The following is an 18383-nucleotide window of genomic DNA, read 5'->3' on the forward strand; positions in this document are numbered from 1 at the left end:
GAAAATCACTAACTCTTTGCCAGTAATGTCAGGATTTGAACCACTTACAGCGTCAAAGTTAGTCGTCGTCAAATTGCCGAAAGCGCTGGCGCTAAACTCGAATTTGTCAGTTCCTGACTTAAAGTCAGAAATTTTATCGCCGCCTTCTTTAGTTGTCCTGTAAACAAACAGATCCGCACCACTGCCACCGCTTATGACATCCAAACCGAGGCCGCCGGTGATGGTATCGTTGCCGTCGCCGCCGAGGATGGTATCGTTAAAATTGCTGCCGACAATGTTGTCATCGCCTGCTAAACCATCGAAATTAACTGCAGCCGGATAAGTGCCGAAATTCACATTGTCAGCACCCGCAGTACCTACAGGAACATTTAGTGGGGTGCCGGTGAAGACAAAGTTACTGATTTGCAGGCGAATGTTGACTGAGAAACTAGCCACAATTTCAAAGCGCGCCCCAACATTAAATACCAGTACGGAACGGCCGGTCTCGGCATCTATAAACTGACAGAAAGTAGGCACGTCTAGGTTGCCACCCAAAGCTACAAACCGCGCTTGCAAAGACCTGATGCTGTTAACAGTGATATCCGCGGTGAAGTCGAGCAAGTTAGCGCTGCCGATCGACCCCACAGTAGAAGTAGCAGTAATCTCCAGTCGGGTCAAGCTAGAAACGCTGAGATTACCAAAAGCTGCCGTAGAAAGCTCTAAAAGATCGTCATCGACATTAAAGTCAGTAATAAAGTCAGCTTCTACAACTGTTTGAATCTCTTGGCGGGAAGTGCGGTAAATAAAGCGATCCTTTCCATTACCCCCACTCAGATTATTGGTTCCTAGACCGCCTTCGATAGCGTCATCGCCCTCATTTCCTGTTAATACGTCATTCCCAGCACCGCCTATTACTGTGTCATCGCCGATGCCACCGTCGAGATCGTCATCGTCATCTTCGCCGTCTATCTCGTCATTGCCTTCGCCGCCTTTGGCTTGGTCTTTGCCTGGGCCTGCTTTTAATGTGTCATTGCCGGCCCCAGCTTCGATATCGTCATTATCCTCGCCAGCGTCGATATTGTCACCATCATCGCCGCCTTTAATTGTGTCGTTGCCTTTGCCACCTTTAATTGTGTCATTGGCCTGACCGCCTGTAATGTCATCGCCACCATCGCTGCCTTCGATGTCATTATCCAGCGTCGCAGAACCGATAATAACTTGAGGTTCTGGAGTGCCAGCAAAATTAAAGAGATTTTGCTCGATATTCAAGCTAAAACGCTGGTTGATGAGATCTCTTTTGCCGTTGCTAACTTTAAAACCAAAACCAGCCGCACCCTTATAACCTAGTTTCGCTTTGAAACTTACCAAGCCTGAGTTAATGTCTGCTTGAGAGAAGGTAAAACCGGCTTCTGTTACGGCGACTCCCTTAAAGAATAGTTGGCCGGTTGTAGCATCGGGCAGCTCGGTTACGGTGTAGACTGTGCCGCTAGGACCTTGCTGGTCATCGACAAACCGCAACAACTCAGAAGTAATAGTTTGCTCCTGGCCGCTGGAACCAGCAGTCAAGCTCTTATTAACTTCCAGTTGCGGAGGGTTAAAAACCGGAGTTGGAGTTTGAGTCGGATTGGGAGTTGGAGTGAGACTTGGAGTTGGAGTTTGAGGATTAACTCCCAAAAAGTCGGCCGCAGTGATCAGCGTTGCGTTGACATTCAACAATAGCGCCAAGGCGAAGTTATTGACCCGAATTTCGGTATCGCCACCGACTTGTATAAAGGTCAAGCTGCTAAAGTTCAAGTCGCCAAACAGCAGAAATTTGTCGCTGCCGTCTTCGAAGTCAGTGATGACTGCTTTTGCCCCAGAGGTACTGTTACTCATGACATAAACGTCATCTCCAGCACCGCCGACACAGGTATGGTTGCCAGTACCGCCCATCAGCGTATCGTTGCCGTCGCCGCCCATCAGCGTATCGTCGCCGTCGCCGCCGCCGCTAACGCTGTCGTCGCCGTCGCCGCCGTCTGCCATGTCATTGCCGTTGCCAGTCACGAGGGTATCGTTGCCAGCACCGCCCATCACGCTGTCGTCGCCGTCGCCGCCCATCACGCTGTCGTCGCCGTCGTCGCCACTGCAAACGTCGCTGCCGCCACCGCCAATCACGGTATCGTTGCCGATGCCGCCGCTAACGCTGTCGTCGCCGTCGTCGCCACTGCAAACGTCGCTGCCGCCACCGCCGCTCACGGTATCGTTGCCGATGCCGCCGCTAACGCTGTCGTCGCCGTCGTCGCCACTGCAAACGTCGCTGCCTACACCGCCGCTAACGGTATCGTTGCCGTCGCCGCCGCTAACGTTGTCGTCGCCGTCGTCGCCACTGCAAACGTCGCTGCCTACACCGCCGCTAACGGTATCGTTATCTTTTCCGCCGTTAAGGGTATCGTTGCCTGTGCCACCGCTAACGTTGTCTTTGCCTGCGTCGCCCCTGACAGCATCGTTGCCTTCGCCGCCCTCGCACGTGTCGTCGTCTTTGCCGCCGTAGATTGTATCGTTGCCGGCGCCGCCGTCCACCTTATCCTTTCCTTGGTTGCCGTGGGCCAAGTCATCGCCGTCATCGCCTTCGCAGATGTCGTCGCCCTCGTTGCCAAAAAGGCTGTCGTTATCCTTACCGCCGTTAAGGGTGTCGTTGCCTTTGCCACCCTTAACGTTGTCGTTGCCACGATCGCCTCTTACTTCATCGTCGTCATCGCCGCCCTCGCAATCGTCGTCATTTTTACCGCCGTAGATTTTATTTTTTTTGCCACGGTTTCCTTTGATTTTGTCCTTGCCTTTCTTGCCGTATATCTCTTCCTGCTCGTCGGTGGCGACAAGGAGGTCATCGTCATCGGTACCGACGACGGTTCGGCGGCGATCGATGCCGTTGTCATCTTCTAAGTCATCGTCATCGTCATCGTCATCAGTACCTCCGATGGTCTGGAAACCGTTGTCATCATCATCTAAGTCATCTAAGTCATCATCATCACCATCTAAGCCATCGTCATCAGTACCTCCGATCGTCTGGAAATCGTTGTCATCATCATCTAAGTCATCTAAGTCACCGTCATCATCATCTAAGTCATCGTCATCGCCCACACCTGTTGTGGATGCGCCGTTAGACTGATTCAGAAATGTGGTAACGCCGTCCGTGTTTTCGGCGAGTGCTTGGTTAATTAAATCGTCTAACTCCTGATCGGAAATTGTAGAGCTGTCGTCGCCTAAATCCCCGACAGGCTTTTGTGTTTCATTTTGAGCGGGAGAAAGTTTTCGCGGTGTTTCTTCTAACAAGATTTCGTCTGCCATCGTTGATATTTCCCAAAAAATGGTAAGCTTCTTTGAATCAATTTATCAGCAAACAGGAGGCTGCAGAAGATTTTTTTTAACTTCATGCTTTCGCCTGCTAGAGGAGCTGGTTTCCTCATCTTTACTATTATAGATGCCACTTAAACGGCAAGGTTTTTTTCGCTGTGTTACGAGTTTTATATTCTGCAATTGCGTACCAAAATTAATTGCTCCGCAACCTACACTGTAATTATTGCGCCGAAGCTCCGAGCATTTGAGATGTTCTCGGTATTTTCTACAGTAAGCTGCGCCGAAGGGCTCCTGATTGTAGATTTTCTACGTAATTTCTACAGTGAATTAGCTGAATTTAAACTCGCAACTGACAACTCCTAAATAACTCCCCAAAACCTGTATCCCCCAAATTTTACCCTTGCTTTTTTTCCGATCTAGGCTGGGTGTATTGAACTTTGGTAACACTCCCAGCTTTGACAAATCCTGCCCTGACCTAGGATTTGAATCTCTTCACTAAACGACAGCACCCTCCTAATTTTAGTTCCCGATGATTAATTAGAAATTTAGATAATTCGCCCGGGCAAATATTTGTTCTAATTTTTAGTTGCAGAATTTTTTCTCGATTCGAGGAAACCTCGCGAACTGAGAAAAAGTTTTTTTTTCGGCTCAATACTAAGAGTTGGGCCAAGATATATCTATCTCAAGACAGATTGCCAAATTTGCCAAAAAATAATAAGATTCATAATTCGTTTTTGGTGACAGTTGCAAGCTCGATCGGCATTTTGAGCGGGAATGACCCACGGCGAGGGTGCGAAACCCTGTTGTTTTGTAGGCTTCGCTACCAAATCCAATCATTCTCCGAGAAACCGGCCTGATGAGACGTAATCCTCTAGATGCCAAAAATGATGGTTGCTTGAGAGTACCGGAATAATTTGATTGCCATTGTATTGTTGAGAGTTCTTGGCTGCTGACGTTTATTTTTGCTGCTTAACTGTAACTAGATTAAGAGAGTTAAATTAAAAGTTTTCTATATCATAAAAGCGGTAAATTAGCAATAAGTTATGAGCAATTATCGATAGTCAACTATCAATTACCGATCGCCACTGAGGTCTTAAGGATGAGGGCGGAGGGCTTACGGATGAGAACTCAGGGCTGACCAATTAATTAATTGACACAAAATCAAGATTGCACATCGGGGGTTGGTGGTAGAGGATAAGCGGTAAAGACCGATCGACCGATCGCCAAAAAAAATAAAATACTCAACTTTCCCTGCGATATTGCCCTGAAACCGGTTGGCGAGAGCCGAAGTAATTTTAATAAGAACTAGAGATCCGCCTGGTAAAGTGCCTCCAATTTAACTTTACTCAGCAATGAGAAACTCAAGTTCACGACGAATCTAAAGGGGTCTGCGGTAGAGGTGCAAAATGTTAAAGATAGCAAGATTGGAGAAAAGTCGGCTTTCACCGAGGCACAGGGCAATCAAAACTAATAAACTGTTATTAAAGTACAACTTTTATATCCTCAAAGTGTTTGAACAAATATATATGACCCCAGCGATCGCCCGATCGGGGGAAGCGCATTCAGAAACTTTGATTCAAAGAGTAAAAATTATTTTGCCGTTCGCTATTGCTAGCCGCAAAAACGCAGGCAAATTCAGAATTAAGGCGGGAGGGCGCTAAATCCGTGAGCCAGGAATTTCAACTCTCAGTCACTCCCGTTGGGGACGACGAATATCTAGTGCGGACAGAAAGGGTTGCACCCGGTGTACCCTTAGCCGAACAACAAGTCCGCTGGCCGATCAATGAATGGCTTGCACAGTCTTCTCAACTGATGAACGACCCCCTGGTGGGCTTGCTCCAAGGAAAAGCAGTACAGGGAAGCAGTTTTGCGGGTCGCGGCCTCTCCCGTTCGGGAAACAACTCAGCGCCGAATTTAGTAGCCCTGGGGCAACAATTATACAGCGGGCTGTTTCAAGGAAACTTGCGCGATAGCTGGACTTGCGCTCAAGGCATCGCCCAGCACCGCCGAGAAGTGCTGCAACTGCGACTCGGACTCAAAGGCCGGCGCTTGCCACGACTGCCGTGGGAAGTTCTGCACGCCGGCGATCGCCCTTTGGCAACCGGCACAGATGTCGTGTTTTCTCGCTACCAACCAGGTACAAGTTTGTTCAAACAAACCCGGATACTGCCTAGTGGCGGGCCACTAAAAATTTTAATGGCGATCGCCTCTCCGAGCGATCGAGACAGCTTGCAGCTCAAGCGAGAAGTGCTCCATTTGCAGCAAGAACTCCAAAACCGCACCGGTCATCCTCTCAAAAACAGCCCCCATTGCCCGGAAATTCAACTGACTATTCTCGAACAGCCCGATCGAGAACAACTTACCCAAGCCCTAGAACAAGGACACTACCAAGTCCTGCACTACGCAGGCCATAGCAACTTAGGTTCCAGAGGTGGCGAACTCTACCTAGTCAGCAGCCGCACCGGCTTAACTGAAACCTTGAGTGGCGACGACTTAGCTGGATTGCTCGTTAACAACGGTATTCAGATGGCCGTGTTCAACTCCTGCCGCGGCGCCTACGCCGACCCCTCAGACCTCGCGGACGACAGCCCGGAGCGGAACTTAACCGAAGCTCTAGTGAAGCGGGGCATTCCGGCAGTGCTAGCAATGGCAGAAAGCATCCCCGATGATGTAGCCCTAACTCTGACGCGGTTGTTTTACCGCAACCTCAATCAAGGCTATCCAGTCGATCTCAGCCTGAGCCGGGCCAGAGCTGGGCTAATTTCTGCCTACGGTTCTCACCAGCTATACTGGGCTTTGCCCATTCTTTACCAGCACCCGGACTTTGACGGCTATTTGACCGGCGCCCCAGCCCACAGCGCGACATCCGGTTCTATGGTGCACATAATCGCGTCGGGAACGCCACCGGCGCTCGCGGGTACAGAATGGAAGGCCCAGTCTTCGGTTTCGGCGATCGCCCAATACCCCCCAATCCCAGCCAATCGATCGCATGAGTCAGACAATTCTGACGGCGAAGTCTGGGAATACTTTCCCGACCAATTAAAAGATCGTAGGGATTGGGTTCACCAGAACGATCGAGCCGATGCTACTAATTCACCGAACTCACCGACGGCTTCGCCGTCCTCTATTCCTAATTCGGAGTGTTCGGTGATCCAAGCAACTCGCGCCGCAGCACCGACTCAGAAACCGTTAACAAAACCGGGATCGAAAAAATTTGTCACCCTAATGCTTTGCTTGTTGTCCGTTGCTTTGAGTGCTGGCTTTTTTGGGTGGCGGTACTCGAACCAGCGAGGCACGAAACCAGAAGAGTTACTGCCGGCGGTACGGACTCCCCTGTCGCAAAATTACCTGCAACAACGTCACTAAAAGCGATCACCCACTGCAATGCTTAATTTAGACCCTCTTGGCCTGCCTCCAAACTGGGTGGGGTTTTTGCTGGCCATTCGCGATCGGCCGCCGCTGGCAAAGTGATCGCAAGTATACTGCTCGATCAAATCTCCGACTTACGTTCATCAAGCCGGTTTTTACCTAAAATAAGCAGCAGCCCAACCAAGCATCGAGGAAGAAACCGAGTTTCTCGTCGAGAGAGTAAGTCCGGGACTGCTTGATATATAATTGTCAGTCGATTGTAGATTTTAGACTTCGGGTTGAGCCCTGAGTCGAACGATTTGAGATTTTAGATTTACTCTACAGATGAATCTGGAAGCTTGAACAACAGTCTAAAATTTTGATCTCTCCACGACACGAGTCGGTGGCTTGTATGCGTTTTTGAGCGGGCTGATTCGGCAGCAGGAGCATTCGTCATTCCGCACAAGACAATAAAAGCGAGAGTTGCAACAATAAAGAACGTCCTCACCGTCAGCGCGCTTGCTATATTTCACAATAATTAATTATGGAAGCGGCTGTGAGTTTGACCGAAAGCATCCAGGATACAAGCCCCCGGATTCATCCGTCCAGAAATAAAAAACCTGTATCCGATAAAGGAGCCCCCGAATTTATCCGTGGGGTCAATGCTTCAATTCTTTAATCTAAAATCTCAAATCTAAAATCGATTGACGCGCCCCTCCAGTTGGTGCATAAATTTTGAGAGTATGGCAGTTTACAGGCCACGACTCGAAACCAATACATTTCCATCGACACTCCATGTCGGCAACCGCTACTAATTTGTAGTGCATCAAACATTTAAGCTGTTGTGCATTTAACTCGGTCTTTTTCAATTCCCCTGTGGAAATAACCTCAAATTCTCTGGCTTGGGGCCGGAGGAGGAAGATTTTCCCGAGTTCCCCCTAGAAATCTACTGATTCCTGGCGAAGTGTTAAGAGTCGCGAAGCAATCTCGCCCCATCAAAACTATTCCCCTCTTAGTAGCTGTCCGATGTTTCTGCCACAGCGCCCATTGAGTCGGGTTTTAGCTTAAACCCGTTCAACGAAGAGGTGAAATTTCCTTCAATTTTTACCGGATTGCCTTCCCCAGACTGCGTTCTGTGGAAGTTATATGCCCAACACCTTAATAGAAGATTGCTCGTTGGTATTTGGGGTTTTGAGGGGATTCCCAGCCCGAAAAATAGAATTTACAAGTAGCTGGCAGTGACATCTAGAACAAGTGCTGCCTCGTCTTGTTGAGGTAAAAGTTAACCCAGCGCCGGTAAATGCTGGCGGCAGATTTGCAGCGGCCGCGCTCTAGGTATTTCGATTCATGGCTGTCTTATTTTGACCTTGACCGCAGACACAATCGGGGATTGGTGAATGCAGGGAACAGACTTTACTGTAAAAAAGTAAAACATTTAATTTGCGACAATAATTCCCCGCGCGATCGCTCTGAGGCTTACAGAAGGATTTGGGCCGCGAGGAGCAAATTGATCGCCCTTCGAGCATCCTTACTTGCACCCCCGGTCTTGAGACCGCAGAAATTTCTCCAGAATCTTAATATTCAGAATTCTTAGTATTGACAGTGAAACAAAGTTAATCTAATGTGTTGTAATTGATATAAGTAAAGTCCAATAAGCGAGGTACGGTCAATGGCAGAAACAGCTACAGCACCCTTAACAGGAAAAGGTCTGCTTCAAAAAATCAAAGGCAGTGATTTGCCGCGCAGAGAACTTGCGAAGCTTTGCGGCTACTTCACAGTCAGCAAAAGTGGAGAAACCCGGATTAATCTGGCTGAGTTTTACGATGCAGTGTTAGCTGCTAAGGGCATTGAGCTAGAGAAGTCTAAAGCAGACGGACGCGGGCGAGAAGCGAGTTATCGAGCTAGCGTTCACAAGAATGGTTCGATCGTGATCGGGGCAAATTATACCCAAGAAATGGGATTAAAGCCGGGAGACGAGTTTGAAATTAAGCTCGGATACAAGCACATTCGCTTGATTCAGATCGATGTGGACAGACCGGATGTGGATGTGGATGATGAAGAGGAGGATACAGAAGAATAGAGGCGATCGTGATGCAGTCAGCCGATAGCAAGGCGACTGGATTTGGCATTCGCTACACGAGTATTTGCGCGCCACCCTTCGATTGAACTGATGAGCTGTCTTGACTATTTCTATTTTCTCTTGTCCCGCAAAGACTACAGTGCCTCTGAACTTCGCAAAAAGGGGCAAGAGAAAGGTTTTGGCAATGAGGAAATATTGGAGGCGATCGCGCAAATTCAAGACCGCGGCTATCAGTCCGACACTCGCTTGGTGGCAAACTCGATCGCCTCTGCAGCAGGCAAATACGGGAAGTCGGCCATCAAGCGCAAGTGCCTGCAAAAAGGAATTACCAACGATTTGTTCGAGCAAGTCTGGGAAGAAGAAATTGCCGAAAATCAGGACTCCGAAGCAGAAAAACTGGCCGAATTAAAAGCCAAAGTCATGCGGAAATACAAGATCGATACTTGGGGTAAAGCAGATCCGAAAACCAAGGGCAAAGTCTTGAATTACCTGCAATACAGGGGCTTTAATGCATTTGAAATTTGGCGACAGTGGCAGGCGGAAGAAGAGGATGAGTAAATAGTAGGGCCAAGCAAATAAATGCGGCCCCGATAGGCAAGCACACCTACACTGCTGCCGACAGGGCTAAAGTGTAAGTCCTGAGTTTTTGTGAATGTATGTCAATCCTCAGCGTTGACTAAATAAGATTCGTACATTTGCCGATGTCTGGCTAAAAGCTCGAGATATTTCTCGTTGATTTTGGCCAGCATCCATTTTTCTTGAAAAATCGCTGCGGATTCTGCTTTCACCGGATCTGCTTCTAGCGGCAAAATATTTTTTCGAGCTGCGGTTTGCTCTGCAACAGACTTCAGCTTTTGAGGGTTTTGCTGGTATTTTCGACCGCTTTTGTGGTTAGCGTAGCGACGCGATCGAGTATACCCCATCTGCAAGAACTTGCGGGCCATGTCGGCTCCCACAAAATCATCGGCATCGAGATACTCTAAAAACAAGGAGTAAATTTTGCTGCTGGACTCCCTCGCAATTTCAGGAGTCTTAAATCTCCAGAAAGGCAGAATTTCTCCTTTGTAGGGTTCAACCAACAGCACTCCCTGTTCTCCTTTCCCTACCCGATAAAGTTCCGGGTGCTGTCGAAAGTCGATGTTCTTAAAATCCGCATGGTAGTCGAACTGCTTCATCGGGCATTTTCTGTTCTATCTGGAACTATAGAAGCCCGGGGTTTACCTTCGTCTCGTTGGGTATAAACCCAGGCCCAAGCAATCAAGACAGCTTGAAAAGGCAGCCTGAACCAATAAAGTAATTGGTTGTGGGGAATCCCTTCTATGGGAATGTTGTTGACGGCTTGATTGATATTAGCTGGAAACACGGCAATAAACAAGGCAATTAATCCCCACGCCGCCGCCCTGCTCACAGGAGGAACTAACAGCCCAATTCCGCCCAAAATCTCGAAAAAACCGCTGATATAAACCAAGGCTTCCGGGTAAGGAAGCTGGGGGGGCACAATTCTGATAAAAGGTGCTGGTACTGCAAAGTGCAGCACGCCTACAATACTGATAGCTACTGCGAGAATAACTCGCCAAATTTCTTTTTGACTTTTCATGGGCAATGGGTAATTAATAATTGTTAAATTGCTGCGATCAGGCTTGCCAAAATTTGCGAGCTGCGATCGAGATCACAATAAAACTGAGGTCCAAAAATTCCAGCTTTTCGGGTTTGTCTGCTCTTGGTGGTGGCTGTAACGATTTTATTTCGTAGAAAACCCAGGTTTCTGCGTAAATCCCAGACAAGTTTTCACAGCACCAAAGTGGAGGAAGCGAGAACTGGAATCGAAGGCCTGGGCGTTGACTGCCAAAAACAGATAGCGCGCATTTTGATAACAAGATTTTAATGTCTAGTGCCCTGTTGCTGTCTCTATCTTCGGGTAGTGAAACATGATTTTTGTTCCGGCTTTGGCTTCGTCAGCAGCCCAACCAGTGGGGGATTTTCTCCAGCGACAAATTCACCACCGCTTAACATTAAATAAGTCATCGCCGCAATTGATGAGTGCGATTGCTGCTAAATTTGACCTAGCCTTCCACGCGCTTCCCTACCCTACCCTACGGGAACCACTACGGGGAACGGGAACCCTTCCGGGGAAAGAGATAGCTTTGCTACCGCCTACCTTGATGAGACTAATTAAGGCGAGTAATTTGTCAATAACTTTTATAATTATTTAATATTTGCGCTTTGAGAATTATTGGGAGAGGCAATTCGGGAATGCTCTGTAATTAAAATTACTATCTAAAGTTTGAATTTTGTCAACTTCTGACCGATGTTATAATGAATGAAATTATTGAATTTGCTAAAAAGTCGATCGTCCTAGCAACTCCCCAACCATCCTGCTGGAATTCAAAATAGTCACCAATGGCAGGAACTTTTTACCCGCCACATTATTCAAAAAGATTGAGCCTCCAAGCGCTGTGTCATTTTTATCTACACGCAATTAATCACCGACGACCATGAACACCTCACTAAACACCTCTAAATTTGGCATAAACCGGATGCTGCGACAATCGCTGTTTGCAGGCATCATTTCTGCTGCAGCTTTAGCTAGCGGATGGGCGCCCGGTTTGTATGGACAATCCCCAAATCTCGTTTTCGGAGCAGCAGCCCAAGCTCAAGAAATTAGCAGCGAAGAAATTACTAGCTACGCTCGTGCTGTGTTGGCAATAGAACCCAGACGGGTGGAAGCTTATAACGAAATTAAAGGCATGGCTGGGGGATCGGTTCCCAGAGTAGTGTGCAACGAAACTCAGGAAATCAATAGGTTGTCTGGAGGTGTTCGCGGAATTGCGGTGAATTACTGCCAACAAGCTAAAAAAGTTATCGAAACCAATGGTTTGACAGTTAGTCGCTTCAACCAGCTCACTTTGCTCCAGCAAGCGAATCCAGCAGTCAAACAGCGCATTCAAGCCGAACTCCTGCGACTGCAACAAGCGGGCAATCAATAAGCTTGATGGTTTGATTCTTTCTTCCTCTCCCGTTCTATTCTTCGAGTTACTAGACGATATGCAAAATTTTTTGAAAAAAGGGCGATCGTCTGTGATAAAATGCTTGACAAAATGACAGAAATTTGGTAGACAGACAAGAACGGGAGCGGTTCAGAGAGATGACTATTTTTCAACTTGCTGTAAATGGCAATGAGATATAGCGATCGCCAACACGATTAAGACGTTTTTAATTTCTGAAACATGAGCTTAAGAGTGGAACTTCAGTCTTCCTTATTCCTTTGGCTATAAAAAAGATATTCCTCAAAAACTAAATGTCAAGTGAATTGCTCTGAGGAATAGAATATAAAAATGCTAACTTTCACCAAACATTTGCCTGCAAATCCGGATGCTGTTGTCAGCTTTACTTTACCGATGACAGCGGACGATCGCACTCGCAGCCGCCACCGATTCGAGACAGAGACGGGGGAAAAGCTGCACCTGAATTTGCCCAGAGGTACAGTATTGCGCGATCGAGATTTATTGCAGTCGGAAGACGGTAGCTGTTTGGTAGTGGTAAATGCAAAACCAGAACTGGTGCTGACAGTGTGGGCATCAAGTCCGCTGCTACTGATGCGGGCGGCTTATCATTTAGGAAACCGTCACGTAGCTTTAGAAATTGCCGATAATTATTTAAGACTTTCCCCCGACTCTGTATTGCAGGGAATGCTAGAAAAAATGGGTTTGGAAGTAACAGAGGAAATTGTGCCGTTTCAGCCGGAAATGGGCGCTTACGGGCACAACCATTAGGAATGGGGAATGGGGAATGGGGCATTGGGCATTGGGCATTGGGCATTGTAACCACCAAATAACAGTCAACAGTCAACAGTCAACAGTGAACAATCAACTTTTATCTTTGTTGCAGTTAGCTTTTGCACCTGTGGGAGCTTATAGTTATTCTGAGGGAATCGAAAGTCTGGTAGAAACCGGTGCGATCGACAGCGAGATTACTTTGAGGAATTGGTTAGAAAATTCGCTGCAATTCGGGGCTGTGCGAGTAGAAGCCGCTGTGGTGGTACGCGCTTTGAGGGCGGCCCAGATTGGGGATTTGACCGCTTTGAGTTACTGGAATGCTTGGGCGACTGCTGCTAAGGAAACTGAAGAGTTGCGCTTGCAAAGTTGGCAAATGGGGCGCACTTTAGTCAGGTTGGTGCTCGATTTGCGTGAAGCGAAGCTATCCCGCAGGGAATCGCTCATTGCTTCTGGGTTAACAACAAGTGTAAAAGATTTGCTGGAATTTGGCGGCAATCAGTGCAATTTTGCGATCGGCTTTGGCATTGCCGCGGCAACCTGGCAGATTGAAGAGGAAGCGGCCGTGTTAGGATATTTGTACAGTTGGGCTGCTAATTTGGCGAGTGTGGGCGTGAAACTGATTCCCCTAGGTCAAACAGCCGGTCAACAGTTATTGTTAGATTTGCAGTCTCAAATTAGCTGTACGGCGCAAGAAGTTTTAAAATTAGAAGATGAGGACCTTGGTAGTTGCAGTTGGGGATTAGGGCTGGCTAGCATGGCGCACGAAACTCAGTACACTCGGTTGTTTCGCAGTTAAAAATTATAAAATCTAAAATCTAAAATCTAAAATCGATATGAGTGCTTTTCGTGTAGGAATTGCTGGGCCAGTTGGTTCGGGGAAAACTGCTTTACTGGATGCTTTGTGCAAGTCGCTGCGGCAGCAGTACCAGATTGCGGTTGTGACTAATGATATCTATACTCAGGAAGATGCCCAGTTTTTGGTTCGGAGTCAAGCTTTGGAGAGCGATCGAATTTTGGGCGTAGAAACGGGAGGCTGTCCCCACACAGCCATCCGCGAAGATGCTTCCATTAACTTAGTAGCTATAGAAGAGTTAGAACAAAAATTCACTGATTTAGATTTAGTTTTTGTCGAAAGCGGTGGCGATAATTTGGCGGCAACATTTAGCCCGGAGTTAGTAGATTTAACAATTTACGTAATCGATGTCGCTGCGGGCGATAAAATTCCGCGCAAAGGCGGGCCAGGAATTACTAAATCTGATATGTTGGTAATTAATAAAACAGACCTCGCACCTTATGTAGGAGCAGATTTAGGCGTGATGGAACGGGACGCGAAAAAAATGCGCGGCGATAAACCTTTTGTTTTTACTAACTTGAAGACAAAGGATGGCTTAGCGTCGGTGGTTGATTTTGTGAAGATGAATGTCGCTTAGGGCAATCAAATCTAGTATCATGGAAATAAGCCGTTTAATGATGACCAAGTAAGTTATGCTGAGTTGTTATGATGCAGCCGAATACTTTTTGGCTCAGGCAAGTGAAGATGCTGGCGATCTGATATCTAATCTCAAGCTTCAGAAATTGGTTTACTATGCTCAAGGCTTTCATTTAGCTTTGTACGATAAACCGCTATTTCTTGAAGCCATAGAAGCATGGACTCACGGACCCGTTGTTCCTGAGTTGTACCATCACTACTATAAAAAGTATGGTACTGGTGCAATTCCATGTCCAGAATATATAGACTTTTCGATTTACGACGAAAAAACTAAGAGCCTGCTTGATGAAGTTTACTCTGTGTTTGGGCAGTTTGCTGCATGGAAGTTAAGCAACATGACACACGAAGAATATCCCTGGAAACTTGCTGCTCAAAATAGCGGAAAAATTACTCATCAATCCCTGAAAAAATACTTCAAGACTCAACTCAATTGTGAAGAAGCATCTTAAGGCAAATCAACGCCAAGAAAAAGGGAAAAGGATTTCACCTAGAGAAATTGTTGATTTAGCGCCAGAGCAGCAGTCACCTCTATTTTCTTTGCGGTACATGAATAAAGATTACTCTCTTGCTCAATGTACAAAAGATGAAAAGGCAGCTTTTGCAGATACGCTGTACAAATTAAGTCAGCTTACCTGGAGTCAGATTAATGCTTCTAGCCGTCACGGATCGGGCTACGAGAAGATAGCCCGAAGTGCCATTAGATAGCCTATTCCCAGGCATCTTAAGGATGATGTAAATTTTATTGCTTTTCGGTTTTGCGGGATGGCTCCGATGGTTGGTTATCGGGATGGGGCTGTGTTTTATGTTATTTGGTTGGACAGGGATTTTACGTTTTACCCTCATTAAAAAGAACTCGTTAAATTAGTGGCGGTGTCCAATTTTCGCTACCGCACTACCAATTCCCTGACCAAATTAGCCAAACGTTCTGTACTGTCTGTCACCGCTAATTCAGAAGCAGCTTGAGACATTTTTGCCAAATATTCGGCATCTCTTAACAAATACAATACTTTGCTTTGCAATACCTCTGCTGTCAGTTCGCTTTGACGGAATACCACAGCGGCGCCGACTTTAGCAAATACTTCCGCATTAAATCTTTGGTGGTCGTCAGCCGCGTGAGGAAAAGGAATTAAAATAGAAGGTACGCCCGTCACTGCTAATTCTGTCAGTGCACTCGCGCCCGATCGACTAATTGCTAAATTTGCTCGCTGCAACAAACTCGCCACATTGTCGTAAAATGGCATTGACAAATATTGCTCGTGTTTCCAACTTTCAGCATCCGGGTCATTATTTCCGGTGAGGTGAACCACCCAAGCACCGGCATCAAACCAAGCAGGAGCACACTCGCGCACTAAATTATTGACTGCGACAGCACCTTGAGAGCCGCCCATGACTAAAATTACAGGTACACTGTCAGGAATTGGCAAATTTAGAGGTTGGCGAGTCAGGAATTGCGATCGCACCGGTGTACCAGCAACAACGGTTTTCGCGCGGGGTAAATGCTGGGCTGCTGCTTCAAATCCGATCGCCACAGCAGTGCACAAAGGACTAAACCAGCGCGTCACCTTCCCCGGAATGGCATTAGATTCGTGGAGAATCACCGGCAAACCCAAAGAACGGGCCGCCAGAATTGCCGGTGCCGCGATGTAACCGCCGGTAGTAAACACTCCCTGAAAATTGCCCGCTTTGAGCAACTTCCGCACTTGAAGGATCGAGCCGGCGAGTCCGCCCAAAATCCGCAGTGTATCGAGTCCCAATCGCTGCTGAAAGCCTTCAACGGCGATCGTGTGGAGGGGGTAAAGGGATGAAACTAACTCGGTTTCCATGCGGTCTGGGACTCCTAGCCATTCGATCTGACAGTCGTTCAACTGACTAGCGGTGGCAATCGCGGGAAATAAATGTCCACCAGTGCCGCTAGCTGCAACTAACAAACGAAGGGGGGCTTTTGTCAAGGTTTTTGTTTCTTTTACAAGTACAAGTTCCACAGGTCAATCGATTTTATATTTGAGGTTTTAGATTATTATGCTTATTATTCCGGCAGTTTCAGCCAATTTTCAATCAGCAATCTAAAATTAGATTGTAGATTGTGCCGTGTCCGTCCTTCCGTTGTCAGTTTTCGTTGCAGGCGAACAGTTGCCCGCGCCACGACTCCTGACAAATAACCAAATTATCACCTAATGCGTAATTTTTTGAATTTAGTGCCAAGTGTATCTCAGTATTTTTCCAGCCGTCGGAACGAAAAAGCCGATCGCGCGATCGTTTTTGGCTTGAACTGCGGGCAGTCGATCGCTCAAATGTTGTTATGTTTAACAGTGGTAAGTGCTGGCGTGCTGCATCAAGGTGCGGCCCGAGCGATCGGTGTGATCGCGGCAACTCCCCAAACGATCGCCCAAACCCCTGCAAATGCGCCTGCCCCACTCACAAAAGTGCTAACAGAAATTGACGCAGCGGCCAATCGGCGCGATGTCAAAGCAGTCATGGCATTTTACAGCCCGAATTTCACTCATTCTGACGGCTTAAACAGCCAAAGCATGGAAAAAGCCCTCACCCAACTCTGGAATCGATATCCGAGTTTAAATTACCGCACCGAGATCAAATCTTGGAAAACCGAAGGTAGCGCGATTATTGCAGAAACCATAACTACAATTGCTGGCACTCAAAAAAAGGATGGCAGAGAATTAACTCTCAAAGCTACCATCCTTTCCCAGCAGCGCTTTGAACGTGAAAAAATAGTTAGTCAAGAAATTTTAGCAGAACAAACTCAACTTACTTCTGGCCAAAGTCCTCCCACAATTCAAGTGAATTTGCCGGAGCAAGTTAAGGTGGGCGAAGAGTACCATTTTGATGCCATTGTGCGAGAGCCGATCGGCGATGATATTTTAATAGGGACTGTTTTGGAGGAACCCATCACCGAAAAAACCTTTTTTAATCCCTCAGAAGTTGAGCTGGAGTTGCTAAATTCCGGGGGAATTTTTAAAGTAGGTAAAGCTCCGGCTACGCCGGAAAATCGGTGGGTTTCAGCAGTTTTGATGCGACAAGGTGGAATTGCAACAGTTAGTGTGCGATTGCGGGTTGTCAAATAATAAAATAGGTGTTATGGGCATGGGGCATGGGGCATGGGGCATGGGTGATTGGTGATTGGTGATTAGTAAGTGGTAAGTGGTATAGCGGTTATTAGTCACACGAGGTACATATTTGAAAATAAAAAAATATCATTAAAGGAATTACACATACCTCACTATAGCGAGAAAGGCTATAGCAAGTAACAACTAACAAATAACAAAACTAACAAATAACCAATGACAACAGTCAACTAACAACTGACAAAAAATGATTTCTATCCAAAATCAAATTGTTTTCATTACAGGCGCGAGTAGCGGTATCGGAGCTGCCTGTGCCAAGATATTCGCCAAAGGTGGAGCCAAACTAATTTTAGCAGCCCGCCGTCTTGAAAAGCTCGATCTACTGGCAAAAGAACTTGTAGAAACAAAATCGATTGCATCGGCGAACGAGATTTATTTGCTAGAATTGGACGTGCGCGATCGCCCGCAAGTGGAATCGGCGATAACTGCGCTTCCCGATGCCTGGAAAAACATCGATATTCTGATTAACAATGCGGGATTGAGCCGTGGTTTAGACAAACTGCACGAAGGCAACTTTCAAGATTGGGAAGAAATGATTGATACCAATGTTAAAGGCTTGCTTTACATGACTCGCGCGATCGTGCCGGGAATGATAAGCCGAGAACGGGGCCACGTAGTGAATATCGGCTCAATAGCAGGCCGCCAAGCTTATCCGAAAGGTAATGTTTATTGCGCTTCCAAAGCAGCAGTGAGAGCTATTTCTGAAGGGTTGAAACAAGACCTTTTGGGAACACCAGTGCGCGTGACGGAAATAGAGCCCGGTTTGGTGGAAACAGAATTTAGCAATGTCCGATTTCACGGCGATGCAGAAAAAGCCAAAAATGTCTATCAAGGATTGACACCGCTGACTGCTGACGATGTAGCCGATGTCGTGTATTTTTGCGCGACACGATCGCCCCACGTCAATATTAGTGAAGTCTTGCTAGTTCCGACAGACCAAGCGAGTGCAACTCTGGTTCACCGAAAAGAGTTGTGAGTTTTTAGTGGTAAGTGTCCGGATGGCGCTGGAATTCTCAGGAAGCTTAATTGGTAGATGCACCCTGATTAATTAACTCCCGACCAATTTTGGCCGGGTTTTTTTTGCGATCGCACCCTTAGCCACACATTCTCCAAAATTCTGCCAAACTGTCCTGAAACAGGCGCTCCCTTACCGGAGACTAATACCAATTCTCCAAAATTATGCTACAGTATTTAGTGCCGATAGAATATAATCCCATCCCGTGATAGATGCGATT

17 protein-coding genes are annotated in these 18383 nt (G+C 47.0%); 13 read left to right on the forward strand and 4 right to left on the reverse strand.

Annotated features, from left to right (window positions below; translation table 11 throughout):
• Positions 1-3306: cadherin-like domain-containing protein (locus tag QUA10_RS05665; protein WP_333086192.1), on the reverse strand; the 3306-nt coding region annotated here is incomplete at its 3' end.
• A 1415-nt stretch (positions 3307-4721) separates the two neighbouring features.
• On the opposite strand from QUA10_RS05665, the gene QUA10_RS05670 reads away from it, so the two are divergent.
• The 4 genes from QUA10_RS05670 (at position 4722) to QUA10_RS05685 (ending at position 9301) form a co-directional block, all read left to right on the forward strand.
• Positions 4722-4976, forward strand: a complete 255-nt coding sequence (locus QUA10_RS05670; protein ID WP_333085568.1) for a hypothetical protein — start codon at positions 4722-4724, stop codon at positions 4974-4976.
• Positions 4977-4980: 4 nt separating this feature from the next.
• Entirely contained in the window at positions 4981-6681 is a 1701-nt protein-coding gene (locus QUA10_RS05675) for a CHAT domain-containing protein (RefSeq protein ID WP_333085569.1), read from the forward strand.
• Positions 6682-8332: 1651 nt separating this feature from the next.
• Entirely contained in the window at positions 8333-8743 is a 411-nt protein-coding gene (locus QUA10_RS05680; protein WP_172184952.1) for an AbrB family transcriptional regulator, read from the forward strand.
• A 90-nt stretch (positions 8744-8833) separates the two neighbouring features.
• Complete coding sequence (locus QUA10_RS05685; protein ID WP_333085570.1) at positions 8834-9301, forward strand: regulatory protein RecX; 468 nt, start codon at positions 8834-8836, stop codon at positions 9299-9301.
• Positions 9302-9402: 101 nt separating this feature from the next.
• Here QUA10_RS05685 and QUA10_RS05690 read toward each other — a convergent pair whose 3' ends face one another.
• Entirely contained in the window at positions 9403-9918 is a 516-nt protein-coding gene (locus QUA10_RS05690; RefSeq protein WP_333085571.1) for a DUF4385 domain-containing protein, read from the reverse strand.
• Positions 9915-10340 (reverse strand): DoxX family protein, encoded by a 426-nt coding sequence (locus QUA10_RS05695; RefSeq protein ID WP_333085572.1) that lies wholly within the window; start codon positions 10338-10340, stop codon positions 9915-9917. The genes QUA10_RS05690 and QUA10_RS05695 overlap by 4 nt, the downstream gene beginning before the upstream one ends.
• A gap of 331 nt (positions 10341-10671) precedes the next feature.
• On the opposite strand from QUA10_RS05695, the gene QUA10_RS05700 reads away from it, so the two are divergent.
• The 7 genes from QUA10_RS05700 to QUA10_RS05730 all read left to right on the forward strand — a co-directional run bounded on the left by QUA10_RS05700 (position 10672) and on the right by QUA10_RS05730 (position 14713).
• Positions 10672-10956 (forward strand): hypothetical protein, encoded by a 285-nt coding sequence (locus QUA10_RS05700; protein ID WP_333085573.1) that lies wholly within the window; start codon positions 10672-10674, stop codon positions 10954-10956.
• Positions 10957-11238: 282 nt separating this feature from the next.
• Positions 11239-11730, forward strand: a complete 492-nt coding sequence (locus QUA10_RS05705; protein ID WP_333085574.1) for a DUF4168 domain-containing protein — start codon at positions 11239-11241, stop codon at positions 11728-11730.
• 348 nt (positions 11731-12078) lie between these two features.
• Positions 12079-12516, forward strand: coding sequence for an urease accessory protein UreE (gene ureE / locus QUA10_RS05710; protein WP_333085575.1), 438 nt, complete (start codon positions 12079-12081; stop codon positions 12514-12516).
• A gap of 85 nt (positions 12517-12601) precedes the next feature.
• A complete protein-coding gene (locus QUA10_RS05715; protein ID WP_333085576.1) occupies positions 12602-13315 on the forward strand; it encodes an urease accessory protein UreF in 714 nt (237 codons plus the stop codon).
• A gap of 37 nt (positions 13316-13352) precedes the next feature.
• Entirely contained in the window at positions 13353-13949 is a 597-nt protein-coding gene (gene ureG / locus QUA10_RS05720; protein WP_333085577.1) for an urease accessory protein UreG, read from the forward strand.
• Between the two features lie 55 nt (positions 13950-14004).
• The gene (locus QUA10_RS05725) at positions 14005-14457 is read left to right on the forward strand and encodes a type II toxin-antitoxin system antitoxin SocA domain-containing protein (protein ID WP_333075622.1); all 453 of its coding nucleotides are present in this window, start codon (positions 14005-14007) and stop codon (positions 14455-14457) included.
• The gene (locus tag QUA10_RS05730; RefSeq protein WP_333085578.1) at positions 14441-14713 is read left to right on the forward strand and encodes a hypothetical protein; all 273 of its coding nucleotides are present in this window, start codon (positions 14441-14443) and stop codon (positions 14711-14713) included. The genes QUA10_RS05725 and QUA10_RS05730 overlap by 17 nt, the downstream gene beginning before the upstream one ends.
• A gap of 179 nt (positions 14714-14892) precedes the next feature.
• Here QUA10_RS05730 and murG read toward each other — a convergent pair whose 3' ends face one another.
• The gene (murG, locus tag QUA10_RS05735) at positions 14893-15990 is read right to left on the reverse strand and encodes an undecaprenyldiphospho-muramoylpentapeptide beta-N-acetylglucosaminyltransferase (protein WP_445304822.1); all 1098 of its coding nucleotides are present in this window, start codon (positions 15988-15990) and stop codon (positions 14893-14895) included.
• 192 nt (positions 15991-16182) lie between these two features.
• Here murG and QUA10_RS05740 point away from each other — a divergent pair, with 192 nt between their 5' ends.
• On the forward strand, positions 16183-17088 hold the full coding sequence (locus QUA10_RS05740; protein ID WP_333085580.1) for a nuclear transport factor 2 family protein: 906 nt from the start codon (positions 16183-16185) through the stop codon (positions 17086-17088).
• 247 nt (positions 17089-17335) lie between these two features.
• Positions 17336-18124: an SDR family oxidoreductase gene (locus tag QUA10_RS05745; RefSeq protein WP_333085581.1), complete on the forward strand. Its 789-nt coding sequence runs from the start codon at positions 17336-17338 to the stop codon at positions 18122-18124.
• Positions 18125-18383: the final 259 nt, after the last annotated feature.

Source organism: Microcoleus sp. Pol8_D6, assembly GCF_036700965.1.
In the GTDB taxonomy this organism is placed as follows: Bacteria; Cyanobacteriota; Cyanobacteriia; order Cyanobacteriales; family Microcoleaceae; genus Microcoleus.